A 25,262-nucleotide genomic window follows, 5' to 3' on the forward strand; every position below is an offset into this window, starting at 1 on the left:
ACTATCGGCATGGGAGAGCGTCCGAAACCAAAGCCAAAGGGGCGTGGACTGGCAGTTCACGACCTCCGATGCAAGAATCAAACTAAAACGCCTTTATCCACAATTTAAAGATTGATGAGATACTAGTCACTCCCTCAACTATAATAATATACGATTGGATTCGATATCGTATATAAGTTTCGCGAAAAAGAGGTATCCATAGATGCGTCCAATCGCAAAGAAACTGTTCGAATTTAACGATCGAACAGCAAGAAAAGTAATTACTTCGATGTTTATTTCCTTTTCTCCGGTTATTTTGCTTTCGTTCGCTCCGAATCTCTTTTTCGGCAAGGAGTACGTATCTTCCTATATTTCAAGCTGGTTCGTACTCGTCTTCCCTTTGGCATTCGCTTACCTGATCCTAACGAAGCAAATTTACGACATCCATATGGTGCTGCGGCGCGTCCTGTTTACGGTCGTTATGGCCGTCTTGCCGAATATCGCGTTTACGGCATTGTACGTCGCATTGACGTTCGACCATTTGTCGATGCGCCGAACCGTCTTGTTTTTTTTCGGCAGCTTGATCGTCCTCACGTTCGTCCTCTACACCGCCGAGCATATGTACATGCGCATGGAGCGGTACATGTTTCCGCGCAAGCACCTGCTTCAGGCCGCTCTGAAAAAAATCGCCAAAAATTTGACCTCCACGTCCAGCTTCCACGAATTGAAGGATCTGATCTTGGTCGATATCGTGGGAACGCTGCAAGTGTACGGCGGCGCGATCATTTTCAAATACAAGGACAGCACCGAAATCATCAGCGAAGGCGATATCGACCGCGATTCGTTGAAACGGCTTGTCGAAACCGATACGATCGCCGGTCATCCCGATTTCGTCTGCCTCGAAATTACGAAGCACGAACAATATACGAGCTACTTGGTCATGACGCACAAACGGGCGAATACGCGGCTCGTTCTGGAGGAAGTGCAATGGCTGAACTTGATCGTTTCGTATCTCGCGGTCAGTCTCGAAAACGTTTACTTGATCCGCAAGCTGACGGACAAGCTGCAGGGGCTCGCCTCGCAAACGCCGGACGAGCACGAATCGCTGGCGGTCAATTGGTTCCGCAAGCTGATGTTCGAGCTGCAGGAGCGGGAGCGGATGCGGATCGCCGCCGATATTCACGATTCGACGATGCAGGATTTGTTCCACCTGAAGCGGAAGCTCGCCGCGCTGGGGGACGCCCACGTACCGGCGCCGGAAGGGAAAACGGTCGTTCGCAATTTGGTGGAATACATCGAAATCATCAATGTCAATTTGCGGCAAAACTGCTTCGATTTGCATCCGTATTTGCTTCAGGAGGTCGGCTTTATCCGCACGGTGGAAAAAATCGTCGAGCGGGAATCGCATGCAGGCTCGTTCGAAATTCGGTTCGACGCGGCGGGAACGTACGAAATCGAACGGCGGGGGCTCGACACGAAGCGTCATCTGTTCCGGATCGTGCAGGAGCTGCTCAATAACGCGCGCAAGCATTCGCAAGCGACGCTCGTTACGATTCGGCTTTCGCTGGAAAAAGGAAACTTTCAGCTCCATTACGAGGATAACGGTATCGGCTTCGATCCGGACGCCGGCAGGACGGCGGACATTCGGACGTCCGGAGTCGGGATCGAGCAGCTGCGGAGCCGCATTTTATTTTTGCGGGGAGGGTTGGAGCTGAACGCGAAAAAAGGGGAGGGGGTGCGGATGCGAATATCGTTTCCGATGAACGAGGAAATAACGGCTTAGGACCGCCCTTTAGGGGAGGTTGACGGACTGTGGTATAATACATACGCAATGTACGAATCGAAGCAAGGCTTATATGTCGAGAAGGGTGAGATTACTGATGGACAAGCGCTTGAGTCGTTCCGAACAAAAAGCGCTGACGGACGTTATGGACAAAGCTAAAAAAGCGCGAGAGCGAATGGAAGCGCAAGAGCAGAAGAAGCGCTGGGCCGAAATGGAGCTGCCGCTCACGTTGGCCGGCGGTCTGGCGAGACTGACGAAGGCCGAGCTTACCGCCATCCGCACCGTTTTGGACATACGCGGTGCAAGCACGCTGGACAAAGGGAAATTGGCCGATGTTCTCGTTGTGCAAATACCCGAAAAATTGCCCGCCTTGCTCGGATGGATAGACGAAACGAGGTATACCGTTTTAAAGAAGATCGCCGCAGCGGGCGGTCATGCTTTTGTGCCGCTCGAGCCCGGCCAAATCGATTATTTCAAATCGCGCGGCTTGCTGTTCCCGGGCACGTATCGAGGCAAGAAAACGTTGGCGATGCCGCAGGAAGTCGTGAAGTTGTTCAAAGAAATGGACGGCACCGACTACCGCCGCAAAGTTCGGGCCAATACCGAAGCGATTCGGCTCGTACACGGACTGCTCTACCATTACGGTTTTTTGTCTCATCGCGATTTCCGCGATTTTGTGGACCGATTTTCGGAGGCATGGGACGGGAACGAGTTCGAACGGATCGAAATGTTATACGAAGCCGGGGAGTACTACGGTCAAATCGAATTCGGTCCCGACGGTTATTTCGATACCAGAGCGTGGAATTTACAATCGTGGCTGGGCGAACGGATGCAGCGTACCGACTTGCCGTTTTTTCCGGCGACGAAGGAGCAGCTGCTTCAGGCCGGAGAGCCCGGTTACGTCGAACGGAGAGCGGGTCGTCGCGACTTTATAGAGTTTGTGCTGGACAACTACGATTATCCGCAGGACGAAACCGAATCGCTTGCCGATCAAATCGTGATCCTTTTTAAAAACGGGGATACGCCTGCAGACGCGTTCCGCGTTCTGCTAAGCGCATTCCAGATGGACGACGAATCGCTGATTCGCGAATGCATGGACTGTCTCGTCGGCCTTTACAACGAAACGAATCAATGGCCGCTCAAAGGCTATTCGCCGTCCGGTCTGTCGGCGGCGCGGAGCGAGAGGCCGGCATCGAACGATCGGGGCGGAAACGTCATCGATTTCGCCACCCGCCGGAAGGTCGGGCGGAACGATCCGTGTCCGTGCGGCAGCGGGAAGAAGTTCAAAAAATGCTGCGGGCGGTAACGCGTGCCTAGCGGAACGCTGCCGATGGAGGGCCGCCGATGAAGACGTTCAAAAAAATATATATCGAGATTACGAGCGTATGCAATCTCGCCTGCACGTTTTGCCCGCAGACGGAACGGAAGGCGAATTTTATGAAGCCGGAAACGTTTGCGACCATCTTGGACCAGATCAAGCCGCATGCGAAATATATTTACTTGCACGTCAAAGGCGAGCCGCTGCTTCACCCGAAGCTGGACGCGCTGCTCGACATCGCCGGCGACAAAGGCTTCAAAGTCAACATTACGACAAACGGGACGCTGATCGGCAAGGCGAAGCATAAATTGCTCGGCAAGCCGGCGGTGCGGCAAATCAATTTTTCGCTGCACAGCTTCGACGGCCATATCGGCTCGACAAATCGCGAACGGTATTTGGCCGACATATTCGACTTCGTCCGGGAGGCGACGGCAGGCGGCGTTCTCGTCTCGTTCCGGCTCTGGAACCTGCATCCGGACAATGCGACGAACGCGCAGCGAAGCCGCAACCGGCAAACGCTGGAGCTGCTCGAAAACGAATTCGGCCTCGACTACAAAATCGAAGAGCGGGTCGTCCGGGGGAGCGGCTTGCGAGTGGCCGAGCGGGTTTATTTGAACCAGGACCACGAGTTCGAATGGCCGAGCCTGCAGGCGCCCGAGGACGACGGCAAAGGGTTTTGCCATGCGCTGCGCAGCCATGCGGCGATTTTGGTCGACGGGACGGTCGTCCCGTGCTGCTTGGACGGCGAAGGCGTCATCAACCTGGGCAACGTTCACGAGCGGCCGTTTTCCGACATTGTGGAGGGCGAGCGGGCCAACCGGCTGTACGACGGTTTTTCCAGGCGGGAGGCCGTCGAGGAATTGTGCCGAAAATGCGGCTACCGTAAACGGTTCGGTGCATGAACGAAGTGTGCGAGCGTAATTTTGCGCGAAAATGAGAAGGGGATGCCGCCGGGCATCCCTTTTCGAGCGATACAAAAAGTCGCAGGGCAAGCCCCGCCAGTCTTCGGTTGTTCCGGAGGGCGAGGGCTTTTTTTCAACGAAGCGAATCGACGACGGGATTCGCGCTCTTGCGGAGGCATGGCTGCGAAGGCGGCATACGGCCTACGAACCCGGTCATCGTGATGAGCGTACGGGCCCGGATCGATGGCACGGGCAATTTTTTCGCTTCCTTTTTCCGCTTCTTTTTCCGCCCCGGCATTGAAACGTCTCCGAATTGGTTAAACTGCCAATAGATAGAAACGGGGGGACACAGATGACGATGACGATACACCCGGCTCACAGGCGGATGGCGACGCTGTGGACGCTGTCGCGCAGCCGCCGGCTGACGCCGGAGGAGCAGACGGAGCTCGAGCAATGTTTGCAGGTGAACGCGAAGCTGTGCTGGGAGATGGCTTACCTCGAGAACGTTTCGCTGCTTGCGTCGATGACGCGGGATACCGAGTGGCAGCACGATATTTGCGGCCGGATCGAGAGCTTTCCGTGGCAGGCGAAACGGCCGGATCCGTAAGGACCGGCCGCGATCGCGATGCGGTCGACGAAGGGCATCGGTTACGAATCGGCCTGCGCCGCCTTCGCCTGTTACGGCCCTGATCGATTCCTCTTATCCGATTTGCTTGCTGCATCCGACGACGGCGTCCGAAAATCGCCGGAATTCGCCCGTATATTCGACCAGGCCGATGTCGCAGCCGGGACCGATCGTGACGTTCGTCCCGCGGACGACCGCCGCCTTCGTATACTCGAGCCGGATTTCGTCGCCCTCGATCAAGTCCGCGAACAGCATCTCTTTGGATAAAACGAGCGCCTTCACCAGCCGGCCGATCGGGCTGTCGACGCCCGTTTTGCGCACGACGATCGTTTCGCCGCCGATTTCCTTCGCCCGGCATTCGGCGAACAGATCGATGTCGACGGATCCCGCGTTCAGCAGGCCGTCCAGCCGGAAGCTGCCCCGCGAGCGGAATCGTTCGGCCTCGCAGCTCCCTCTCCCCGTAAACGAGCCGTTAATTTCCATGCTGTCGGCCTTTACGTCGCCGCCGACCTTCAAATACCCGTCGACGCGCATTTCGCCGGCGACAAGCATGCCTTCGATATCGGTTTTGCCGTTGATCCGCAGCTTTCCGGCATCGAGGCGTTCGCCGAACGACGCCGAGCCGTTCACTTCGACGCTTTCCGCGATCATGGAGCCGCGGACGGCCGCCCTGCCGCTCGCGACGAAACGGATGCAATCCACGTTTCCGTTCATCGTCCCGCTGCCGTTGATCGAAATAGTATTGAACGTCCCGCCGCCGCATCCGCCCAAGACGCCGGATATGTTCAAATCTCTGCGCATGTTCGTATCCATCTGCGATTCCTCCCGAATCGGTTTATAGTTGCTCCTGCTCTTGGACGGAGGAGTCGGCGTGGCACTCGAACCGTTCCGTATATTCGACCCGTCCGATCCGGCAACCCGGCCCGACCACGACGACGGTGCCCCGAATCGCTTTGGCGCTCGTATGCTCGACGTATATATGGTCGCCTTCGATCGTATCGGCGTTCAACGTTCCTTCGTAATAGTCGGCCGGCAAAAAAAACGAGCCGATCAGCTTTTTCAGCACGTTTCCTTCGGAACGATGTACGCGGATCGATTCGCCGCCGATTTCCTTCACTTCGCACCGGCTGTGAACCGCGAGATCGACTTCGCCGGCGTTCACGAGGCCGCCAATCCGAAAAATGCCTTTAATCCGAAGCTGTTCCGCCTCGCAGTTGCCGTTAATGCTGAAGTAGCCTTGAAGACCGACTTCTTCGCCGGCCACGTTTCCGCGCACGCTCGTTTCGCCGAACGATTTGATGGTCCGGGCTTTCACGTTCCCGTCGATTTCCATTTTGCCGTTTATTTTCGCTTCGCCGGTGTCGAAATCGCCGGCTATGTCGAGCGTTCCGTTTACGTTGCAAGAAGTGCCCTTCAACGAGCCGTACACACGGGCCGTGCCGTTGCAGCGAAAGGCGAGGCAGTCGATGTCCCCGTTAAACTGGGCTTCGCCGTTCACTTTGACGTTATTGTACGACCCGCCGCCGGACCCGCCCGAGCCGACAATGGTTAAATGTTGACGCGTTTCCATAAGTGGAGCCCGCTCCTTCCAACGTTCAATTTAATTTCAGCTTCAATTCCTCGATCGCGGACGCGACCTCGAGCCGCGTGACGATTTTGCTCCCCGCGTCGATGGCGAACTCGTCGGCCGCGCCGATCATCAGAAACGACGACACGCCCATTTTGCGGATAAAGAGAAGCGTCCAGTTTTTGTTTTCGAATTTCGCTTCGTGCTGATGAATCGTCTGCAGCATCATGCTGCCCTCGTCCAGGTTGATTTCGCCCGCCTGCAGCAGCTTGTCGAGCATATAGACGTACAATATGCGCTGAAACGGGAGGACGGGGGCCGGGGCGAACGTTCCGCCGAACAGCTCGAGCGCCTGCTTGGAAACAATGTTACGTTCCAACAGCTCGCGCTCCGGCATCGCAAGTCCGTCCGCCGCCGGGGAGAACACATCGGCGAGCTCGTCGAGCGACAAATCGTCCTTCATATTTTTGATTTTGTCGATACGGGCCAAAATATGCCGCTTCGGAAAAAACGTCTCCTGCCCCGTAAACGTCGATTTTCGCACGAACCATTCCTCGGGTATCAAATTTTTCCGTTTCCATCGGTACAGCTGCCCGTACGATATGCCCGTCAGCTCCAGCAATTCCTTTTTCGAAATAAGCTCCTGGTCCATATCGGCACCTCCTGACGAATATGAATGTAACATAACATTGTTACGTTTGTAAAGAGGCGGCGAAACAAAGTTCCGCAAAGGAGCGGGGGGAGCGTTGCAACGGACACCGCGGCCGTTATTTTGCGAAAAACGGCCGATTCCAAAATGTAACGGACGCAGCGGCACTGAATTGAGCAAAATCACCCATGAAATGGGCTTTTTCGTAAAAATAAGCGCACCTGTGTCCGTTACAAATCAAAATGGCCGAAACGGACCTCCATAGCGGCAGCCCTGTCCGTTAAACTTGAGGCCGGTCCTATCCGCACTTATATAAAAAAAACCGGAGCGGCAGGCTTTCGGCCTTTCGCTCCGGGCTCCCGTCCGTTCGGACGGCATCAATGATCGCCTTGAAAAAAATAGCCCGCAAAATCGCGGTCGTCGGCGGAGATCGGGGCAGGGAAGTAGGGCATATGCCCGTTCGCCTCCCGAACGTCCATCCATTTCACTTCGACGATATCGCCGTCCGGATCGAGAATTTCGAGCCGACCGCCCGTCGCTTCCGCATAAAACGTAAAAAGAAGCGCGTGATGGCCCGCTTCCGTAAAGAAGACCTCCCGCACCGAATGCAGGCCGGAAATAGCAATGTCCAAGCCGGACTCTTCTTTCGCCTCGCGAACGGCGGCTTGCTCCAGCGTCTCTCCGCGCTCGACGGCTCCGCCGGGAAGCGACCAGTAGACGGAATCGTTTTTCCGGTTGAGCACCATCAAAATGTGCTGCCGGGACGAATCGAAAATTAGCGCGCTGGCCACGTCGACTCTTTTCATCATTCAGCCGGTTCCTTCCTGCCCGCGACCGGGCTTGTCGTATCAAGCTGCTTTAGCCGTCAAAGCCGGACGGCTTCGATGCGCTTGGAAAAGCGGCGGGCGGACCGCCGGAACTTTAATCGCCCCGCCCCGCGTCTTTCGCCGCAACATGCTGCGCGATGAGGGCGCCGTGATGGCGGCCGGATTCGATAAAAATTTCGTTCGCTTCGGCGCCGGCCGCGATGACGCCGGCTACGTACAGCCCCTCGACGTTCGTTTCCATCGTGTCCGGATCGAATCGGGGCTTGCCCGACGGTTCCTCCAAATCGATTGCCGCGGACCGGAGCAGCTTGCGGTCCGGCCGAAAGCCGGTCAGGGCCAACACGAAGTCGTTGTCCATACGCTCCCGGGCGCCGTCCCGTTCGATTTCGACATGCGCCGGCTCGATCGCCACGACGCGCGAGCGGAACAGCATCCGAATGCGGCCTTTGTTCACCATGCCTTCGAACAGCGGGCGAACCCACGGCTTGACGCTCGGCGAAATCGATTCGCCGCGGTAGACGACGGTCACGTCGGCGCCGACGCGAACGAGCTCCATCGCGGCGTCGACGGCGGAATTGTTGCCGCCGATTATGGCGACCTTCATGCCGGTGTACGGATGAGCTTCGCGGAAAAAATGGCTCACCTTCGGCAGTTGCTCGCCCGGGATGCCGATCATGTTCGGGTGATCGAAATAGCCGGTGGCGATTACGACGTTTTCCGCTTCGCGACGGGTCGTTTTGCCGGCGCGGTCGACGCTCGTGACGACGAACAGGCCGTTTTGTTTCGCGATGCCGGTCACTTCCTCGTACGACCGGATCCGAACGGACCGGCGCAGCGCGACATTCCGATAATAGTGGAGCGCTTCGGCCCGCGTCGGTTTGTCGTTCGGCGTCGAGAACGGAATGCCGCCGATTTCCAGCAGCTCGGCCGTGCTGAAAAACTGCATGTACGTCGGATACAAATAAATCGAATGAACGATCGAATATTTCTCGATGACGAGCGGCTCGATGCCGGCGTTTTGCAGCTCCAGCGCGGCGGACAAGCCGCACGGGCCGGCGCCGACGATGATGACTTTTTCCATGTCTGCTTCTGCCTCCCGATGCGATGCATCCAAACTTTAACTTATTCATTGTATCATAACCGGCCGGCGGATTCGATTTTCGCGGTACGCCAACGACAGTCAATTGGACGGTCGGATAGTTCACTGACAATGAAGACAAAGCGTTCGAATCGTGTTAGCATGGAACATGACAATCGAATCAGTATGCGCTTTCGCGGGGTCGAAAGCAAGAAGGAGGAGTTCGACATGCAAAAAAGCGACGGCATGAACTACGCGCCGGAAAGCAAGCCGCAGCCGGTATGCGAGCCGGGACAATTCGTATTCGCGGCCATCGCGCTCGATCACGGCCACATTTACGGGATGTGCAACGGCTTGATCGGCGCAGGGGCGACGCTCAAATGGGTATACGATCCGGACCCGGCGAAGGTGGCCGCGTTTTGCGCCAAATATCCGGGCGTGCAGGCGGCCGAGTCCGAGCGGCAGGTGCTCGAGGATCCGGAGGTGAAGCTGATCGCGGCGGCCGCGGTGCCTTCCGAGCGGTGCGCGCTCGGCCTGCGGGCGATGGAGCACGGCAAAGACTATTTCACGGACAAAACGCCGTTCACGAGCCTCGAGCAGCTGGCGGCCGCCCGGGAAATGACGAGCCGGACCGGACTGAAATATATGGTTTACTACAGCGAACGGCTTCACGTGGAAAGCGCGGTGTACGCCGGACAACTGATCAAGGAAGGCGCGATCGGCCGGGTCGTGCAGGTGATCGGCACGGGACCGCATCGGCTTAACGCCCCGTCGCGGCCGGACTGGTTTTTCCGCAAAGAGAAATACGGCGGCATTCTTTGCGATATCGGCAGCCATCAAATCGAGCAGTTTTTGTTTTTCTCGGGCTGCAAGGACGCCAAAGTGGTACACAGCAAGGTGGCGAACTATCACAACAAGCAGTACCCCGAGCTGGAAGACTTCGGCGACGCGACGCTCGTCGGCGACAACGGCGCCACGAACTATTTCCGCGTCGACTGGCTGACGCCGAACGGACTCGGCACGTGGGGCGACGGTCGGACGATCATTTTGGGCACCGAAGGGTATATCGAGCTGCGCAAATATATCGACATCGCCCGCACGAAGGACGGCAACCATCTGTATCTCGTCAACGGCGAGGGCGAGAAGCATTTCGCGGTAAGCGGACAAATCGGTTACCCGTTTTTCGGCGAGCTCATTCTCGACTGCATGAACCGGACCGAAAATGCGATGACCCAGGCGCATGCGTTCAAAGCGGCGGAGCTTTGCCTGATCGCCCAGCGCGACGCCGTCAAGGTCGAGTAGATTCGAACGGATAGGCTTCAACCGGCGCGTGATGCTGCCGGTTTTTTTTCGTTATGACTGTTGATCGGGCGGAGAGACGCTAACGAATCCATGCAATGCTATTTGCGGCAACATGAACGGCTTTCTCGCCCAGCGAATCGAGACGACCTTATTTCGCGGAAACGGGCGCAATATGACGGTCGTTGCGCCGAATCACGTTACTCCCGTTCGTTAGATCGGCACGTACGTCAAATGAGCCTCGTTAAGGTTATGTCGGTTCGTTAGCGGCGGCGCGCTTCCGGCAAGACTTGACGCGCTCCTCTAAATCGCGCTCCCCTCGAATAGACGTCGGCAGGCGTTTCGTTTCTCCTCGTTGCCGATGCGGCATTTTTTACCGGGAAAAAGCGGTTCGATCGGAAATTTTTCCTCCTCCGGCGGCGTACGCCGCTCTCCGCTATTTACAGAAAAGAAATTCGGGGCGTAGAATGGAGTGAGGCAGCCGATAATCCGAATGCGAATCGGCGGAGGCGCTTTTCGAGCGTCGTGGGAAAGGGGATGAACGGCCGATGGGGAAGCAGTGGGATTACTTTCATCGTACGACCGACCGGAAGGAGCATATGACCGTTCTCGTGGACGCCGCTCATGCGGGCAAGCCGCCGCGGCCGGATTTCCCTCGCCTCCTTTCCGTCGTCATCAATTTGTACGCGATCGCTTCGGACAAAAAAGAACGCGAAAGCGCCCATGCGAAGCTCGGCATGCTGGAACGAAGTCTCGAGGAGACGCTCGCCGAACGCCGGCAAGCGTTATATATCGGGCGGATCAATACCGAAACCCGGCTCGAATTTTACTATTACGCGAAAGAAGGCGGGGAGCCGCTGCAAGGAATCGCGGCGCAGGCGATGGCCGCCTGTCCGAATTACCGTTGGGTCGCCTCGGAGCGGGACGACGCCGATTGGTCGTTTTACGCGTATTTGCGGCCGAACGAGGTCGAAAAGCTGTATGCGCGCAACAGCATTTTGCTGCGCTCGCTGACGGAAAACGGCGACCGGCTCGGCATCGCCCGCCATGTGTACCATTGGCTCCGATTCGGCACGAAGGAAGATATGCGCCAGGCGGCGGACAACGCGAAGCGGCTCGGCTACAGCATCGTCAATTCCGATACGGACGCGGACAAGCCGGCGTTTCAGCATACGCTGATCATCAGCAAAAAGCATGCGCTCGCCATCGGGGCGATGAACGACTCCGTCGGCGAGCTGTACGCGCTCGCCCGCGAATACGCCGGCAAGTACGAGGGCTGGGGGACGGACACGCGCCGGAAGCTGTGGCGCAAGCTGAAGGAAGGAATACGCGGCCGACGCATCGCCCTGGCCGGAATCGTGCTGCTGGCGGCGGCGCTGATCGCGCTGCCGTGGATCGTTGTCAGATAGCGCGGCGGGGCTGTCGCGTGCCGTTGCCGAAGCGGTGCCGGACCCGGGTCCGGAGGCCCCGTTGACGAAAGCGCGCGAGCTTGCGCGGCGTACGTTGTCAGGAAGGCAGAGCGTCGTTAAAGGCGCATAGACCATGCGGAGAGGATGGAACGGACGATGACGGTGATCGGATTGGTTCGCCACGGCATTACGGACTGGAACGTACAATGGAGGGCGCAAGGGCATACGGACATCCCGCTGAACGAAACGGGAAAACGGCAGGCGGAGCTGCTTGCCAAACGAATAAGCGGGGAAGAGTGGGACTTCGTCTACAGCAGCGATTTGAGCCGGGCGCTGGAGACGGCGCGAAAGGCGGCGGAAACGAAAGGATTGGATGTGACGACCGACGTCCGGCTGCGCGAAGTGTTTCTAGGGGAAATCGAAGGGACGACCGAGGAGGAGCGGGTAAGCAAATGGGGGCCGCGCTGGAAGGAGCTCGAGCTCGGCGAAGAATCGCGCGACGCGGTCGGGGAACGAGGCCTGCAGGCGCTCGGCGAATACGCCGGCAAGCATCCGGGCAAGCGCATTCTGGTCGTCAGCCACGGCGGCTGGATCATCAGTACGCTCAAAAAGCTCGTTCCGCAGCTCGACACGGCGGCTATTCTCCGCAATACGTCGGTGACGCTCGTCCGGCTTGCGGAGGACGGCCGCTGGGAGTGCGATCTGTACAACTGCACGCGGCACTTGGACGAATAGCCGAAGCGGGGTCGGGGGATATGAGTTTGGGTCGGAAGGAAGGGGACGGCGTGGATCGGACGAACCTCGGGAGTCCCGTTCCCGGCGAACCGGGAATCGGCGCCCGCATTCGCGGATTCGTTATCGGAACGGTACACGTCGCGGAATGGGCGATCGCGTTCGGCTTCGTCTACGTCATCGTCTCGATTGCGCTGGCCGTTTTCGTCGATGCCCGCGCGTTCCGTTGGCCGCCGTCGGGGACGGCGGGCGATTCCGTATTGATCGCCGTTCATGCGGGATACGCGGCCTTCATTGCGCTGCTGTTCGCCGCGGTAGGCTGCCTCATGGCGCGCGGGAGCTGGACGGATACGAAACGGCTGCTCGCCGCGTACGTGCCGCTGGCGGCGATCGGACCGATCGTTTGGTCGATCTGCTACCGGTACAGCGAAGGGGCCATGGCCGCGTTCGAAGGAAGCGTGTGGTTCGCCTTTTTCGCATACGCGTTCTGGGCGACGCCGCTATTCGATTTCGTGCGCCATTATGTCGCGGAGCATACGGTGAAATACGTCGGGCTCGTCCTGTCGCTGCTGCCGGCGTTGTGCGCGGCGGCCGGATCGGCCGCTTACGCGCATGCGGCCGTCTCCCGGGAGAGGCGGAAACGGCTTTTGGCCAAAACCGGCGCGGCGGCGGGCGTCATTGCGCTTGGCCTTGTCGTCTATGCGGCGTTTCCGCGCACGTACCCGTTTACGCCGGAGACGTATCCGCGCGTCGACGGGGCGACGGCGGCTTACCCGTTCGGCCGCGAGCTCGCGCACCGTCTGACGGGGATGAACCGGCCGGAAACGGAGCGGTTCGTCCGATTCAATACGACGCACAACGCGTACGTCAACTTGATCGAAGGCAAAGCCGACATCGTGTTCGCCGCCGCGCCTTCGGACGAGGAACGGCGGATGGCGGCGACCCGCGGCGTCGAATTCGTGCTGACGCCGATCGGCAAAGACGCGTTCGTGTTTCTCGTTCATCGGGACAATCCGGTTCAAGGACTGACTTTGGCGCAAATCCGCGATATATATTCGGGCGCCGTTACGAATTGGAAGCAGGTCGGCGGCGAAGATGTCGAGCTTGTCGCCTACCAGCGGGAGGCGAATTCGGGCAGTCAGACGTTTATGGAGCAAACCGTCATGCGGGGAAGCCTGCTTGCGGAGCCGCCGAAGCAGCGGAGAATTACCGGCATGGGCGGGCTCATCGACGTCGTCGCCGCGTATACGGGCAAAAACGAGGCGATCGGCTATTCGTTTTACTATTATGCCAGCGAGATGAACAAACGGGAATCGATCCGTTTTTTGAGCGTCGACGGCATCGAACCCGGCAAAGAAACGATCAGGGCGGGGACCTACCCGCTTACCGCGACGCTGTATGCGGTTACGAGGGCCGGCGAGTCCGCGGATTCGCCGGCGTCCCGGCTGCTGGAATGGGTGACGGGACCCGAAGGAAGCGATGCGATCGCGAAAGGCGGCTACATTCCGGTGCGGGAAGCGAAATGACGGGGGAGCGGGAGTTCTCCCGGATCGGAGCCGAGGGGGCTGCGAGCGGCAGGGGCCGAAGCTTGGTCGCTCCGCACCGGCCGACGACGGGCGGCGTCAACCATGCGGCGGCTCGGCCGACGACCCTCGCACGATAAGCTCCGACGGGAGCACGATTTTTTTCCAATCCGGCGTCGTCGTTCCTTTGATCCGCTCGACCAGCAGCTGAATGCCCATCGCGCCGAACTGGTAAGCCGGCTGCGAAACGACGGTGAAAAACGGATCGATCACCGACGCGCCCAGGTCGTCGAAGCAGACGACGGATATTTGCTCCGGCACCCGGATGCCGAACTCGAGCAGCTTGCGGATAATGCCGACGGCGATGAAGTTATTGCCGGCGAACACGGCCGTCGGCGGCTCCGGCAAAGCGAGCAGCCGTCTCAGCGCGTCCTCGTCGGCGAACTGCTTGTAGTTCATTTCGAGAATGAGCGATTCGTCCGCTTCCAGGTCGCCCAGCTTGAGCGCCTCCCGGTAGCCGGCAAGCCGCTCCCGCGCGGTCGAGACGGCGAGCGAGCCGTTTACGATCGCGATGCGCCTGTGGCCGAGCCGGATTAAATGCTCCACAAGCTTGCGCGCGCCCTCCTTGCTGTCCCCGCTCACGGTGTCGCAATCGACGCCGGGAACGGCGCGGTCGAGCAGCACGAACGGGATGCGGTGCGTGCGCAGCGTTTGCAAGTGCGGCGCGGACAAATCGGACGCGGCCGAAAACAATACCCCGTCCACCCGCGTCGACAAAATCATGTCGACGTATTCTTTTTCTTTGGCGAGGCTTTCGTCGCTGTTGCCGAACAGCAGCTTGTAGCCGAGCCGCATGGCGGCGTCTTCCGCCCCGCGGGCGACGGTCGTGAAGAACGGATTCGTAATGTCCGGAATGAGCAGCGACAGCATTTTCGTCTCCTGCAGGACGAGGGAACGCGCCATCGAGTTCGGAACGTAGTTCATTTCCTCCATGATCTTTTTGACGCGCGACCGCGTTTTTTCGCTGATTTTCCCCGTATTGTTAATGACTTTGGAGACGGTCATGGCGGAGACGTTCGCTTGCTTCGCTATATCGTAAATGGTGACCAACGGCGGATTTCCCTCCGGTGCGCGCGTTTGCGGAATTATTGCCTATTGTACAGGAACTGCGAGGCGATCGGCAAGCGGAAACGGGAGCGAAGCCGAGGCAGGCGCAAGCGGGGGGCGACGAAGGCCGGTCTTTTCAGAGAGTTGCAGCTTGTCGTGCGCGCGACCATAACCGGAAAAGCTCCCGCTATTTCGTTCCCTGTTCGGCCGCGGTTCGTTGTAACGGGAAAAGCTCCCGCTAAATCTGGGCAACGCCTTGTAAAAACACGGTTCCGGCGATATGACAAGGAGGTTTTCCCGTAAAATCGGCTAATTCGGGGATAACGGCCAAAATAGATGGAGGTTTTCCGGTAATCGTACGGTTCGGGCCCTGACCCGAATCAGATATCGGCGGTGTCGGAGAGAGAAGCCCGAGGTTGACCGAGGCCCACGCGCCGAACGAATACGCGCACAAAAAGATTGACAGCGAACGAAATGCTTGTTATGTTGGGGTTATCGGTAAACTTACTTTTAGCGAGGAGATGTTAGCTATGGCAGGACCTATCGAAGCCGGCGCGGACGCGCTCGTCATGGACGCTTCCGACCATGTCGCTACGGCGATCCGCGACATTGCCGCGGGAGAAGCCGTCCAATACGTCGTGCAGGGCAGACGGGAGACGGTGCAGGCCGCCGAGCCGATTCCGTTCGGCCACAAAATCGCCGTTACGGACATTCCGGAAGGCGGAAAAGTGCGCAAATACGGCGAAGTGATCGGGCAAGCCACGCAAGCGATCCCGGCGGGACGCCACGTGCACGTGCATAATGTGGAAGGCATCCGCGGACGCGGAGACAAAGCGAAAGGGGCGAACGCATCGTGAGCGGAACGTTTCTCGGATACCGGAGGCCGAACGGCGAAGTCGGCATTCGCAATCATTTGCTCATCATCCCGACGGTCATTTGCGCCAATCAAGTGTGCAGCCGCATTACCCAGCTCGTCCCGGAAACGGTGGCGATCCCGCACCAGCACGGGTGCAGTCAGATCGGCGCGGACAAACAGCGCACGTTCGACGTGCTCGCCGGAACGGGGAAAAATCCGAACGTCGGCGGCGTCATCGTCATCAGCCTCGGCTGCGAAGTGATCGATCCGCAAGCGCTTGCAGAAGCGATTAAGGTTACCGGTAAACCTGTGGAAGTGTTCGACATCCAATCGGTCGGCGGATCGGTCAAGGCGATCCAGCACGGCACGGAGCTGGCCCGCCGCATGCGGGCGGAGCTCGACCTGCAGGAGAAGACGGAAATTCCGTTCGGCGAGCTGAAAATCGGCGTCAAATGCGGCGGCTCCGACGCCACCTCCGGCCTCGCGTCCAATCCGGCGCTCGGCGAAGCGGCCGACAGCCTCATCCGCGAAGGGGGCACGGTCGTCATCGGCGAAACGACGGAAATTATCGGAGCGGAGCACGTGCTCGCCGGTCGGTGCCGCACGCCGGAAGTGTCCGAGCAGCTGTACCATATCGTCGACCGGTTCGAGAAAGAAGTGGAGCGGATGGGCGCGGATATGCGCGGCGGCAACCCGAGCCCGGGCAACATCGCAGGCGGTCTGACGACGATCGAGGAAAAGTCGCTCGGCTGCATCTCGAAATGCGGCACCGCGCCGATCGAAGGCGTGATCGAGTACGCGGAGCAAATTCCGGCCGGCGGCCTGTACTTCATGGATTCGCCCGGCAACGACATCGAATGCGTATCCGGCATGGCCGCAGGCGGCGCCCATCTCGTCTGCTTCACGACCGGCCGCGGCACGCCGACCGGCTCGGCGGTCATTCCGGTCATCAAAATTACCGGCAACAAAAAAATGTACGAACGGATGACCGACAACATGGACGTCGACGTCAGCGACATGCTGAGCGGCACGCTGACGCTGGAAGACGCGGGCGAGCGCATTTGGCGGGAAATCCGCGAGGTGAGCGCCGGCAAGCTGACGAAGGCGGAAATTCTCGGGCATACCGAATTCAGCATCAACCGGATCGGACCGAGCCTGTGACGGGTTCGCTACTTACGCTTAAAGGGGAGAGAAAGGCATGAAACGTTTGGCAAACCGTGTGGCGCTCGTGACCGGAGGAAGCCGCGGCATCGGCGAAGCGATCGTCATCCGTCTGGCCGAAGAAGGAGCGCACGTCGCCGTCAACTATACGTCGGAAAAATCGCTCGCGCTGGCCGAAAACGTCAAGAAGCACGCGGAGGCGCTCGGCGTGAAGGCGATCGTCGTCCGCGCGGACGTCGGCAGCAAGGAGCAGGTCGAGGCGATGTTCGATCAGGTGGAGCGGGAGCTCGGCCCTGTCGACATTTTGGTGAACAACGCCGGGATCGCCCCGTTCGAGCCGTTTTTGAAAATCAAGGAAGAAACGTGGGACCGCACCTACAACACGAACGTCAAGTCGATTTTCCTCTGCTCGCAGCGGGCGGCGGCGGGCATGGTCGAACGGCGCTACGGCAAAATCGTCAACGTGCTGTCCACGGCCAGCCTGATGGTGACGAGCCCGGTCATCCCGCACTACCAGTCGTCGAAGGCGGCGGCGCACATGCTGACGAAAGGGATGGCGATCGAGCTCGGCAAATTCAACATCAACGTGAACGCGGTCGGTCCGAGCACCGTCGACACCGACATGTGCACCGACTTTTTGGCCGACCCGGAAATTCGCCGCAAGGAGGTCGAGGCGAATCCGATGAAGCGGCTCGGCACCGCCCGCCAAATCGGCGACGCCGTCGTCTTTCTCGCTTCCGAGGAAGCGATGCAGGTGAACGGCCATTTGCTCATGGTGGACGGCGGCTTGACCGTAAAGGCGGCGCAGCCCGACGACCATATGGAGCGTTAAAGGAGGCCCGGCGCATGCGCATCGTCAAAATGATCGACTTGTCGCAGGAGCTGTATCACAACTGTCCGGTGCTGCCGGATTTCGAGCCGCCGAAAATGGACTATGTGCTCGTCGGCGCGCGGGACGGATGGACGCTGGAGCGGATTACGATGAATCTGCATACGGCGACGCATATGGACGCTCCGGCGCATCTCGGCGATTACGCGTTGACGCTCGACCGGATTCCGGTCGAACGGTTTCAAGGGAAAGCGCTGTTTATCCCGCTTTCCCACAAGCGGGCGGGCGAGCCGATTACGGCCGCCGATTTGCAGCCGTACGAAAGCCGGATGGACGACGAAACGGTCGTGCTGCTGTATACCGGCTGGGGCGAAAAGCGCGGCTGGTCGAAGGAATGGGTGTACGGCTCTCCGTACGTGTCGAACGAAGCGGCCCGGCTGCTCGTCGGCCGCGGCGTTCGCGGCGTCGGCATCGATCATTTCAGCGTCGGCGGCACCGGCGAGGAAAACGAGGAAACGCACCGCATTTTGCTCGGCGCGCCGGTTTGGGTCGCGGAAGGGCTGCAGCTGAACGATCCGGAGCTGGCCGAAGGCAGCTGGCACGTCATGGCGATGCCGGTCAAAATCAGGGACAGCAGCGGCGCGCCGGCGCGCGTCGTCGCGTTCCGGGCGGAGGGATGAGCGTGGCGGCATCGACTCGCTGGGAATATACGGTCGTAGATAGCTTCGACCGGCTGAGCGCGCTCGGCGAAGACGGCTGGGAGCTTGTCGGCGTCACGAACGCGGGCGGAAACGAGCGGTTTTACTTGAAGCGGCCGCTGCCGTCGCTGCGCGAGCAAATTACGCTCGATCAGCGCAAGCAGGCGCTCGGCAAGGCGGGAGGAGGGAGCGGCGAATGAAAAAGGGCGGCATTTTGAACCCGGCCTTAAGCCGGATTTTGGCGGAAACGGGCCATACCGACATGCTCACCGTATGCGACCGCGGATTTCCCGTCCCTCCGGGCCCGGAGCGTCTCGATCTGGCGCTCGTCGACGACGTGCCGACCGTGCTCGACGTGCTCGCTGCGATCGACAACGAGTTCGTCATCGACCGGATCATCGTCGCCGAGGAGATGAAGGCGGCGAGCCCCGAACGGTATGAACGGATGACGGCGGCCTACCCGCACATCGCGTTTACGGCGGTTCCGCACGTGAAGTTCAAACAGATTTGTCCCGAATCCCGCGCCGTCATTCGGACAGGAGATAGCGCGCCTTACGCGAATATTATTATCGTATCGGGATAAAGAAGGGCGGGCGTTTCTCGGAATGACCGTCCCGCAAGGCGATTACCAACGTCGGAGGAGCGATAGCGATGAGATTGCAGGACAAAGTATGCGTCATAACGGGAGCGGGCTCCGGCATCGGGCAAAGCACGGCGCTGCTGTTCGGCCGCGAAGGGGCGACCGTCGTCGTGGCCGACATCGACCGGGAGAAGGGCGAACAGACGGTCCGCCTGATCGGCGACGGCGGCGGCAAAGCCGTTTACGTGCATGCGGACGTGACGAGCCCGGAATCGGCCAAGGCGATGGTCGACGAAACGATGCGGCTGTACGGCAAAATCGACGTGCTGTTCAACAACGCGGGCATCAGCGGGGTCGGCAGGCTGCACGAAATCGAGCCGGACGCATGGGACCGCGTCATGAACGTCAACATCAAAGGGGTTTATTTGCCTTCCAAGTATGCGCTTCCCCATATGATGGAGCGCAAGGCGGGCTCGATCATCAACATGTCGTCGTGCATCGCCGAAATCGGTCTTGCGCTGCGGGCGTCCTACGCGGCGACGAAAGGCGCCGTGCTCGCCTTGACCAAATCGATGCAGGTCGATTACGCGCCGTACGGGATTCGGGTCAACGCTTTGCTGCCGGGAACGATATTGACGCCGTTCGTGGAAAATTATTTGAAGCAATCGTACGACAATCCCGAGGAGGCGTACGAATCGCTGAAAAAGCGGCAGCTGAGCGGCGATCTCGGACGGCCGGAGGACGTGGCGCAGGCGGCGCTGTTCCTGGCGTCGGACGAATCGAAATTTATGATGGGCTCTCCGCTTTATATCGACGGCGGCGTCGTTTTCGGCAAAAACGCCTGACGGAGGCCGAAGGCGAAATAACGGTTTACAGCACGCTCCGGATGGAATAAAATGGGGCTTGGGCGCGGGCCGGACGGCCAAAACGGCCGCACGGCCGGCGAATGTCGCGAAACAAGAAGCGGAGGGGACGAAGTTGGCATTACGGATCAAACAAGGGGATGTCGTGCTGTTTCAAGGCGACAGCATTACGGACGCGGGAAGAAATCGGCAGCAGCACGGCGATTTGGGCAAAGGTTACGCGCACTTGACGGCGGCGCTGTTCTCCGCCGCCTATCCCGAGCTGGAGGTCAAATTTTTGAACCGGGGCATCAGCGGCAACAGAGCCAAGGACCTGGTCGCCCGTTGGGAGGCGGACTGCCTGGAGCTGCGCCCGAACTGGGTATCGATTTATATCGGCATCAACGATACGTGGAGAAAATTCGACTCGGGCGACCCGACCTCCGCCGAGCAGTTCGAGAAGTCGTACCGGGAGCTGCTCGTCAGCACGAAGGAGCGGCTGGACGCCGGTCTGATTTTGGTCGAGCCGTTCGTCTTGCCGGTACCGGAAGACCGGAAAGGATGGCGCGAAGACCTCGATCCGAAAATTACCGTCGTCCGCGAGCTCGCCCGGGAATTCGGCGCGCTGCTCGTTCCGCTCGACGGCTTGTTCGCCCAGGCGTCGATGCTTGCTCCGTCGGCGTATTGGGCGCCGGACGGCGTTCATCCGTCGCCGGCGGGACACGCGCTGATCGCCAAGGCGTGGCTGAAAGCGATGGGCGCCACATCGGCAATACAGTCCTAAGTCTAGAAAAGTCCCGGGTATCGGGACGAATAACCGAAGCCGCGAAACCCGTCCGTATGGACGGGTTTTTTTGTCGCATACGAACCCGGAAACGGTTGCCGCACGGAACGGAAGGCGACGCGGCTTCATCACATAACCGTTGCCTAAGCTGGATATGATAGGGAAAGCGACAAACTACAACCGAGGTTACGCCAATGCCCGACAGAGCGTACGATCAAAAGGACAAAACGACGTTGGACTGCCGCTTGCAAACGAATGTGCGGCATGTTCGCGACGCGCTCGGAGACAGTACCGACTTGATTGTCAAAACGTTTGCGACTTCCGACGGCTGCCGGACTGCTTTGCTGTACATGGAAGGCTTGGCGGACAAGCAGTTCGTCCACGATACGATTTTGGAACCGCTGATGCGCGGCGAACGCGACCGTCCGACATTGAACCCGACCGAAGAGCCCGATCGGCTGAAGACGGCGAAGGACAAGCTGACGGCGGGGGATGTAGCCGAGCTTGCCGACATGGACCATCTGCTTATCCGCCTGCTGTCCGGAGACGCGATCGTACTGTTCGACGGCTGCGATACCGGATTGCGGGTCGGCGCCGCCGGATGGGAAGACAGACCGGTCGGGGAGCCGGCATCCCAAGCCGTCGTGCGGGGGCCGATGGAAGCTTTCACCGAAAATATCGTCACCAACGCGGCGCTTGTCCGCCGCCGGATCAAAGATCCCGGCCTTCGGCTCGAGACGAGACAAATCGGGGAAGTGACCCGTACGAACGTATCCATCATGTACATGAAAGGATTGGCCGACAACGGCGTCGTTCGCGAGGTGCGCCGAAGGCTGGACCGCATTCATATCGACGGCGTCCTCGAGAGCGGTTATATCGAAGAGTTCATTCAGGACAAAACGTTGACGCCGTTTCAAACCGTGTTCAACAGCGAAAGGCCGGACACGATCGCGGCCGGGCTGCTGGAAGGGCGCGTGGCCATCCTTGTCGACGGAACCCCTTTCGTTCTGCTCGTGCCGGCTTTGTTCGTCCATTATTTCCAGGCTGCGGAAGATTATTACCAGCGGTCGGACATCAGCACGCTGCTGCGAATCATCCGGTTATTGGCTTTTTTCTTCGCGCTGCTGGCGCCCTCCTTCTATATCGCCATTACGACCTACCATCAGGAAATGCTTCCGACGAGCCTGCTGGTCAGCCTGGCCGCCCAGCGCGAAGACGTTCCGTTTCCGGCATTCGTCGAAGCGTTAATGATGGAGGTGACCTATGAAATATTGCGGGAGGCGGGCGTCCGAATGCCGCGGACGGTAGGACAAGCCGTTTCGATCGTCGGAACGCTCGTTATCGGACAAGCCGCGGTGGAAGCGGGGATCGTCTCGGCGGTAATGGTTATCGTCGTTTCCATTACGGCGATATCGAGCTATGTCATTCCCGCATCGGGCATGTCCATTTCCGTTCGGATGATCCGCTTTTTATTGATGGGGTTGGCCGCATCGTTCGGGTTTTACGGCATACTCATCGGCTTGATCGTCATGGTGCTGCATTTGAGCAGCCTGCAATCGTTCGGGGTGCCTTACATGAGTCCGATCGCCCCGTTCTATGAGGACTCCCAGAAAGACACGCTGTTCCGGGCTCCCTGGACCAAAATGATTCGCCGCCCGCAGGCAACCGCCAAAACGAACGTCGTTCGCCAGCGTTCGAAGCCGGACGGGGAGGGAGAATCATGATCCGGGCGGGACGAACGATCGCCGCGCTGCTGCTGTTGCTTGCCCTTTTGCCCGGCTGCTGGAACCGGCGCGAATTAAACGACCTCGGCATCCTGGTAGGCACGGCGATTGACAAAGTAGGCGACCAGTATCGTCTGACCGCACAGATCGTGAAGCCGGGCGAGGTGACGAAACGGAAATCTCCGGGAACGTCCGCGCCCGTTACGTTGTATCAATCGACCGCGCCGACATTGTTTACGGCATTCCGGAAATTGACCGAAATCAGTCCGAGAAAAGTGTACGGAGCCCATATCCGCGTTTTGGTGCTGGGCGAATCGCTCGCGAAGGAAGGGGTTACCGACGCGATCGACCTGCTCATACGCGACCCGGAGGTACGGTCGGATTTCTATGTCATGATCGCCAGGGATACGTCGGCCGAAAGCGTGCTGCGGGTCATGACCCCGCTCGAAAATATTCCCGCCAACAAGCTGTTCCATTCGCTTGACGTCTCGTCCAAGGCGTGGGCGCCGACAACGACCGTCACGCTCGAGCAATTGATGGAGAAGCTGATCGGCGAAGGCATCAATCCGGTGCTGACCGGTGTTCGTTTGGTCGGCGATGCGGAGGAGGGCAATTCGAGTAAAAATACGGAAAAAATCGATCCGAGCGCAAAGCTTCGCTTAACCGGTCTGGCGGTCATGCGCAAGGATCGGTTGGTCGGCTGGCTGAACGAGGTGCAAAGCAAAGGCTACAACTATATTACGGATCAGGTTACGAGTACGGCCGGCTATGTGAAATGTTCGAACGGCGGATTGCTGACGCTGGAAACGATCCGGACCCATACGAAGATGAAAGGCAAAATGGTTAACGGAAAACCGGTGATCGACATTCATATGGTCGACGAATCGAATATCGCGGAAGTCGCCTGCGAGATCGATCTGGACAAACCGGGGACGATCCGGGAGCTGGAGGAAAAGCAGAGAAGCAAAAAGATCGCGTTGATGAAACAGGCGGTCGAGGTTGTGAAACGAAAGTACGGCGTGGACATTTTCGGTTTCGGACAAGCTGTGTACCGCGCCGATCCTCGGGCGTGGAGCCGGCTGAAGAAAGACTGGGATTCTCATTTTCAAGACGTGCAGGTTCGTTACGAGGTAGATATCCATATCCGCAAAATCGGCATGATGGGCCGAAAAATTCAAATCGGATCGAAGGAATAAGCCATGTGGAAAGTCGTTGTCGTTTTGGCGGTCGCCGCTGCGGCCGGAGCCGCCGAGCTGCCGCGCCTGTTGAGACGATCGGTCAAGGAAGCCGTCGTTTACGGCGTCATGCTGACGGTCGGCGCGGTTTTGAGTTCGGCGGCGATGCTGCTCCTCAATTGGCCGAGTCCGCTAAATGCGCTGGCTGCGATTTTCGAACCGGTCAACAAATGGATTTCGCAGCTTTTTCGGTAGAGGGGGATCCGCATGGCCAATGATGACCGGATCAGCACGAGGCAGTTTACCGTGCTAGTCCTTTTTATAACCTTGGGAGATATTTTGCTGGTAGTGCCTTCGATGGTTGCCGCCTTCGTCAAGCAGGATTTGTGGATTTCCGGGCTGGTGGGGGTTTTCGCAGGATTGCCCGTCGCCCTGCTTCTATATGCGTACGGAACCGTTTCGGCCGGAACGGGCTTTGTCGGGTACAATCGGCGCTTGTTGGGGCGATGGGCGGGCGGACTCGTGTCGATCGTTTACATTGTCTATTTTTTGTACAACTGCAGCATGATGGTTCGCGAAACGGGAGATTTTTTAACGACCCAGCTGTTTCCGGAAACGCCGCTGCGGGCGATTCATGTGTTGGCGGTTACGGCCATGGTGGTCGGGGCGAAATACGGCCTGCAGACGATCGCCCGTTCCGGCGAAATTTTTTTGCCGTTCTACGTCTTTCTCTATTTGATGCTTGTCGTCCTGCTGCTGCCGAAAATCGATGCCGCCCGCTTGCAGCCGATATTGGGAAGCGGCATGCCGGAATTGCTGCATGGGTCGCTGCTGGCGGCGTCATTTCCGTTTTGCGAGCTGTGCGTCATCTTTCTGATTGTTCCCCACGTCGTCCGAAGCAGCCATTTGGCCCGGGATTACATCATAGCCGTCATCTTGGGCGGATGCGGCATTTTCGTAATCGATTTGCTCGCCGTTCTCGCACTCGGAGGGAAGATGACCGCGCATTTCATCTATCCGACCTACATTTTGGCGCAAAAAATAAGCATCGGTCATTTCGTGGAGAGACTGGAGGCGCTGCTCGCCATCAATCACATCTTGTCGACCTATCTCAAGACGACTCTTTATTTTTACGCTTTCTCCGAGGTGATCGCCCAACTGTTCAAGCTGCCCGATTACCGCTCGCTCGTTATTCCGAGCGGCCTGATCGTATTCGGCATGGCGTATCTCGTCTCTTCCGACGTCCTTTTCTTCAACGATATGGCCGTCCGTTATTGGGTCGATATGGACGTGCTCGCCGGCTTCGCGCTGCCGCTGCTGCTGCTCGTCGTCCATAAGCTCAAATCCGGACGAAGCAAGCGGCCGTCGAACGCATAGCGCCGGGAGCATGGCGGAAGCCCGGTTCCGATACCGGGCTTCTCCGCGTCGTTCGCTTATCTTACTCGAGGATGAGGGCGTACACTTTGCCCGGACCGTGGATGCCGATCGTCAAATCGTTCTCGATATCGGCGCTGCGGCTCGGACCGGTAATCAAATTGATCGAGGACGGCATGTCGGCCGCCTCGGGATAGTCGCGGCGGATCGCCTCGAACGCTTCGCCCATCCGCGTGACGAGCCGGTCCGCGCGGACGACGGCGAACAGCGCGTCCGGCAGCAGGCTGACGGAGCGCCCGCGGCCGCCCCGCGCGAGCAGGACGAGCGTGCCCGTGCCGGCGACGGCGTAGTCGGCCCAGACGATGCCGAGCCGGCATCGCTCGGCCGCGCGCAGCAGCGGGCTGCGGCGGCTCCAGGCGCTGCCGTCCTCGCCCGCGGGCG

Annotated in this window: 27 protein-coding genes; 20 read left to right on the plus strand and 7 right to left on the minus strand. The window is 59.0% G+C overall.

The window, feature by feature from the left end:
- Positions 1-268: 268 nt before the first annotated feature.
- The 4 genes from PV407_RS16600 (at position 269) to PV407_RS16615 (ending at position 4,589) form a co-directional block, all read left to right on the plus strand.
- Positions 269-1,762, plus strand: coding sequence for a sensor histidine kinase (locus PV407_RS16600; RefSeq protein ID WP_332091038.1), 1,494 nt, complete (start codon positions 269-271; stop codon positions 1,760-1,762).
- Positions 1,763-1,859: 97 nt separating this feature from the next.
- A complete protein-coding gene (locus tag PV407_RS16605; RefSeq protein WP_332091039.1) occupies positions 1,860-3,068 on the plus strand; it encodes an SEC-C metal-binding domain-containing protein in 1,209 nt (402 codons plus the stop codon).
- Positions 3,069-3,106: 38 nt separating this feature from the next.
- Entirely contained in the window at positions 3,107-3,982 is an 876-nt protein-coding gene (locus PV407_RS16610; protein ID WP_332091040.1) for a radical SAM/SPASM domain-containing protein, read from the plus strand.
- Positions 3,983-4,334: 352 nt separating this feature from the next.
- On the plus strand, positions 4,335-4,589 hold the full coding sequence (locus PV407_RS16615) for a DUF7667 family protein (protein ID WP_332091041.1): 255 nt from the start codon (positions 4,335-4,337) through the stop codon (positions 4,587-4,589).
- A 93-nt stretch (positions 4,590-4,682) separates the two neighbouring features.
- On the opposite strand, the gene PV407_RS16620 is transcribed toward PV407_RS16615, so the two are convergent.
- From PV407_RS16620 to PV407_RS16640, 5 genes are all read right to left on the minus strand, one after another.
- Entirely contained in the window at positions 4,683-5,420 is a 738-nt protein-coding gene (locus PV407_RS16620; protein ID WP_332091042.1) for a cytoplasmic protein, read from the minus strand.
- Between the two features lie 22 nt (positions 5,421-5,442).
- Positions 5,443-6,177 carry a polymer-forming cytoskeletal protein gene (locus PV407_RS16625; protein WP_332091043.1) on the minus strand — a complete coding sequence of 245 codons (735 nt, stop codon included), beginning with the start codon at positions 6,175-6,177 and terminating at the stop codon, positions 5,443-5,445.
- Positions 6,178-6,202: 25 nt separating this feature from the next.
- On the minus strand, positions 6,203-6,826 hold the full coding sequence (locus PV407_RS16630) for a YhbD family protein (protein ID WP_332091044.1): 624 nt from the start codon (positions 6,824-6,826) through the stop codon (positions 6,203-6,205).
- 374 nt (positions 6,827-7,200) lie between these two features.
- Positions 7,201-7,632, minus strand: a complete 432-nt coding sequence (locus PV407_RS16635) for an NUDIX hydrolase (RefSeq protein WP_332091045.1) — start codon at positions 7,630-7,632, stop codon at positions 7,201-7,203.
- A 112-nt stretch (positions 7,633-7,744) separates the two neighbouring features.
- Positions 7,745-8,731: a YpdA family putative bacillithiol disulfide reductase gene (locus PV407_RS16640; RefSeq protein ID WP_332091046.1), complete on the minus strand. Its 987-nt coding sequence runs from the start codon at positions 8,729-8,731 to the stop codon at positions 7,745-7,747.
- Positions 8,732-8,956: 225 nt separating this feature from the next.
- Between PV407_RS16640 and PV407_RS16645 the strand changes: the two genes are divergently transcribed.
- The 4 genes from PV407_RS16645 (at position 8,957) to PV407_RS16660 (ending at position 13,694) form a co-directional block, all read left to right on the plus strand.
- Positions 8,957-10,030 (plus strand): Gfo/Idh/MocA family protein, encoded by a 1,074-nt coding sequence (locus PV407_RS16645; protein ID WP_332091047.1) that lies wholly within the window; start codon positions 8,957-8,959, stop codon positions 10,028-10,030.
- 545 nt (positions 10,031-10,575) lie between these two features.
- Positions 10,576-11,436: a DUF695 domain-containing protein gene (locus PV407_RS16650; protein ID WP_332091048.1), complete on the plus strand. Its 861-nt coding sequence runs from the start codon at positions 10,576-10,578 to the stop codon at positions 11,434-11,436.
- A 156-nt stretch (positions 11,437-11,592) separates the two neighbouring features.
- Positions 11,593-12,171: a histidine phosphatase family protein gene (locus PV407_RS16655; RefSeq protein ID WP_332091049.1), complete on the plus strand. Its 579-nt coding sequence runs from the start codon at positions 11,593-11,595 to the stop codon at positions 12,169-12,171.
- A gap of 50 nt (positions 12,172-12,221) precedes the next feature.
- Entirely contained in the window at positions 12,222-13,694 is a 1,473-nt protein-coding gene (locus tag PV407_RS16660) for a PstS family phosphate ABC transporter substrate-binding protein (protein WP_332091050.1), read from the plus strand.
- Between the two features lie 96 nt (positions 13,695-13,790).
- Here PV407_RS16660 and PV407_RS16665 read toward each other — a convergent pair whose 3' ends face one another.
- Positions 13,791-14,801 (minus strand): LacI family DNA-binding transcriptional regulator, encoded by a 1,011-nt coding sequence (locus PV407_RS16665; protein WP_332091051.1) that lies wholly within the window; start codon positions 14,799-14,801, stop codon positions 13,791-13,793.
- 527 nt (positions 14,802-15,328) lie between these two features.
- Here PV407_RS16665 and PV407_RS16670 point away from each other — a divergent pair.
- The 12 genes from PV407_RS16670 (at position 15,329) to PV407_RS16725 (ending at position 24,824) form a co-directional block, all read left to right on the plus strand.
- Positions 15,329-15,655 carry a UxaA family hydrolase gene (locus tag PV407_RS16670; protein ID WP_332091052.1) on the plus strand — a complete coding sequence of 109 codons (327 nt, stop codon included), beginning with the start codon at positions 15,329-15,331 and terminating at the stop codon, positions 15,653-15,655.
- Positions 15,652-16,815, plus strand: a complete 1,164-nt coding sequence (locus PV407_RS16675; RefSeq protein ID WP_332091053.1) for a UxaA family hydrolase — start codon at positions 15,652-15,654, stop codon at positions 16,813-16,815. The genes PV407_RS16670 and PV407_RS16675 overlap by 4 nt, the downstream gene beginning before the upstream one ends.
- A gap of 37 nt (positions 16,816-16,852) precedes the next feature.
- On the plus strand, positions 16,853-17,647 hold the full coding sequence (locus tag PV407_RS16680; RefSeq protein ID WP_332091054.1) for an SDR family NAD(P)-dependent oxidoreductase: 795 nt from the start codon (positions 16,853-16,855) through the stop codon (positions 17,645-17,647).
- A 14-nt stretch (positions 17,648-17,661) separates the two neighbouring features.
- On the plus strand, positions 17,662-18,324 hold the full coding sequence (locus PV407_RS16685) for a cyclase family protein (protein ID WP_332091055.1): 663 nt from the start codon (positions 17,662-17,664) through the stop codon (positions 18,322-18,324).
- A 2-nt stretch (positions 18,325-18,326) separates the two neighbouring features.
- On the plus strand, positions 18,327-18,542 hold the full coding sequence (locus tag PV407_RS16690) for a hypothetical protein (protein WP_332091056.1): 216 nt from the start codon (positions 18,327-18,329) through the stop codon (positions 18,540-18,542).
- Positions 18,539-18,925 carry a D-ribose pyranase gene (rbsD, locus tag PV407_RS16695; RefSeq protein WP_332091057.1) on the plus strand — a complete coding sequence of 129 codons (387 nt, stop codon included), beginning with the start codon at positions 18,539-18,541 and terminating at the stop codon, positions 18,923-18,925. The genes PV407_RS16690 and rbsD overlap by 4 nt, the downstream gene beginning before the upstream one ends.
- Positions 18,926-18,993: 68 nt before the next feature.
- Entirely contained in the window at positions 18,994-19,767 is a 774-nt protein-coding gene (locus PV407_RS16700) for an SDR family NAD(P)-dependent oxidoreductase (protein WP_332091058.1), read from the plus strand.
- A gap of 133 nt (positions 19,768-19,900) precedes the next feature.
- On the plus strand, positions 19,901-20,548 hold the full coding sequence (locus tag PV407_RS16705; RefSeq protein ID WP_332091059.1) for an SGNH/GDSL hydrolase family protein: 648 nt from the start codon (positions 19,901-19,903) through the stop codon (positions 20,546-20,548).
- Positions 20,549-20,742: 194 nt separating this feature from the next.
- Positions 20,743-22,272 carry a spore germination protein gene (locus PV407_RS16710; protein WP_332091060.1) on the plus strand — a complete coding sequence of 510 codons (1,530 nt, stop codon included), beginning with the start codon at positions 20,743-20,745 and terminating at the stop codon, positions 22,270-22,272.
- The gene (locus tag PV407_RS16715; protein WP_332091061.1) at positions 22,269-23,468 is read left to right on the plus strand and encodes a Ger(x)C family spore germination protein; all 1,200 of its coding nucleotides are present in this window, start codon (positions 22,269-22,271) and stop codon (positions 23,466-23,468) included. Before PV407_RS16710 ends, PV407_RS16715 begins: the two co-directional genes overlap by 4 nt.
- Positions 23,469-23,471: 3 nt before the next feature.
- Positions 23,472-23,702 (plus strand): hypothetical protein, encoded by a 231-nt coding sequence (locus PV407_RS16720; protein ID WP_332091062.1) that lies wholly within the window; start codon positions 23,472-23,474, stop codon positions 23,700-23,702.
- 12 nt (positions 23,703-23,714) lie between these two features.
- Complete coding sequence (locus PV407_RS16725) at positions 23,715-24,824, plus strand: GerAB/ArcD/ProY family transporter (RefSeq protein WP_332091063.1); 1,110 nt, start codon at positions 23,715-23,717, stop codon at positions 24,822-24,824.
- 61 nt (positions 24,825-24,885) lie between these two features.
- On the opposite strand, the gene PV407_RS16730 is transcribed toward PV407_RS16725, so the two are convergent.
- Positions 24,886-25,262: LutC/YkgG family protein (locus PV407_RS16730; protein WP_332091064.1), on the minus strand; the 377-nt coding region annotated here is incomplete at its 5' end.

Origin of the sequence: Paenibacillus sp. GYB003 (assembly GCF_036577625.1) — a bacterium.
In the GTDB taxonomy this organism is placed as follows: Bacteria; Bacillota; Bacilli; order Paenibacillales; family NBRC-103111; genus Paenibacillus_AB.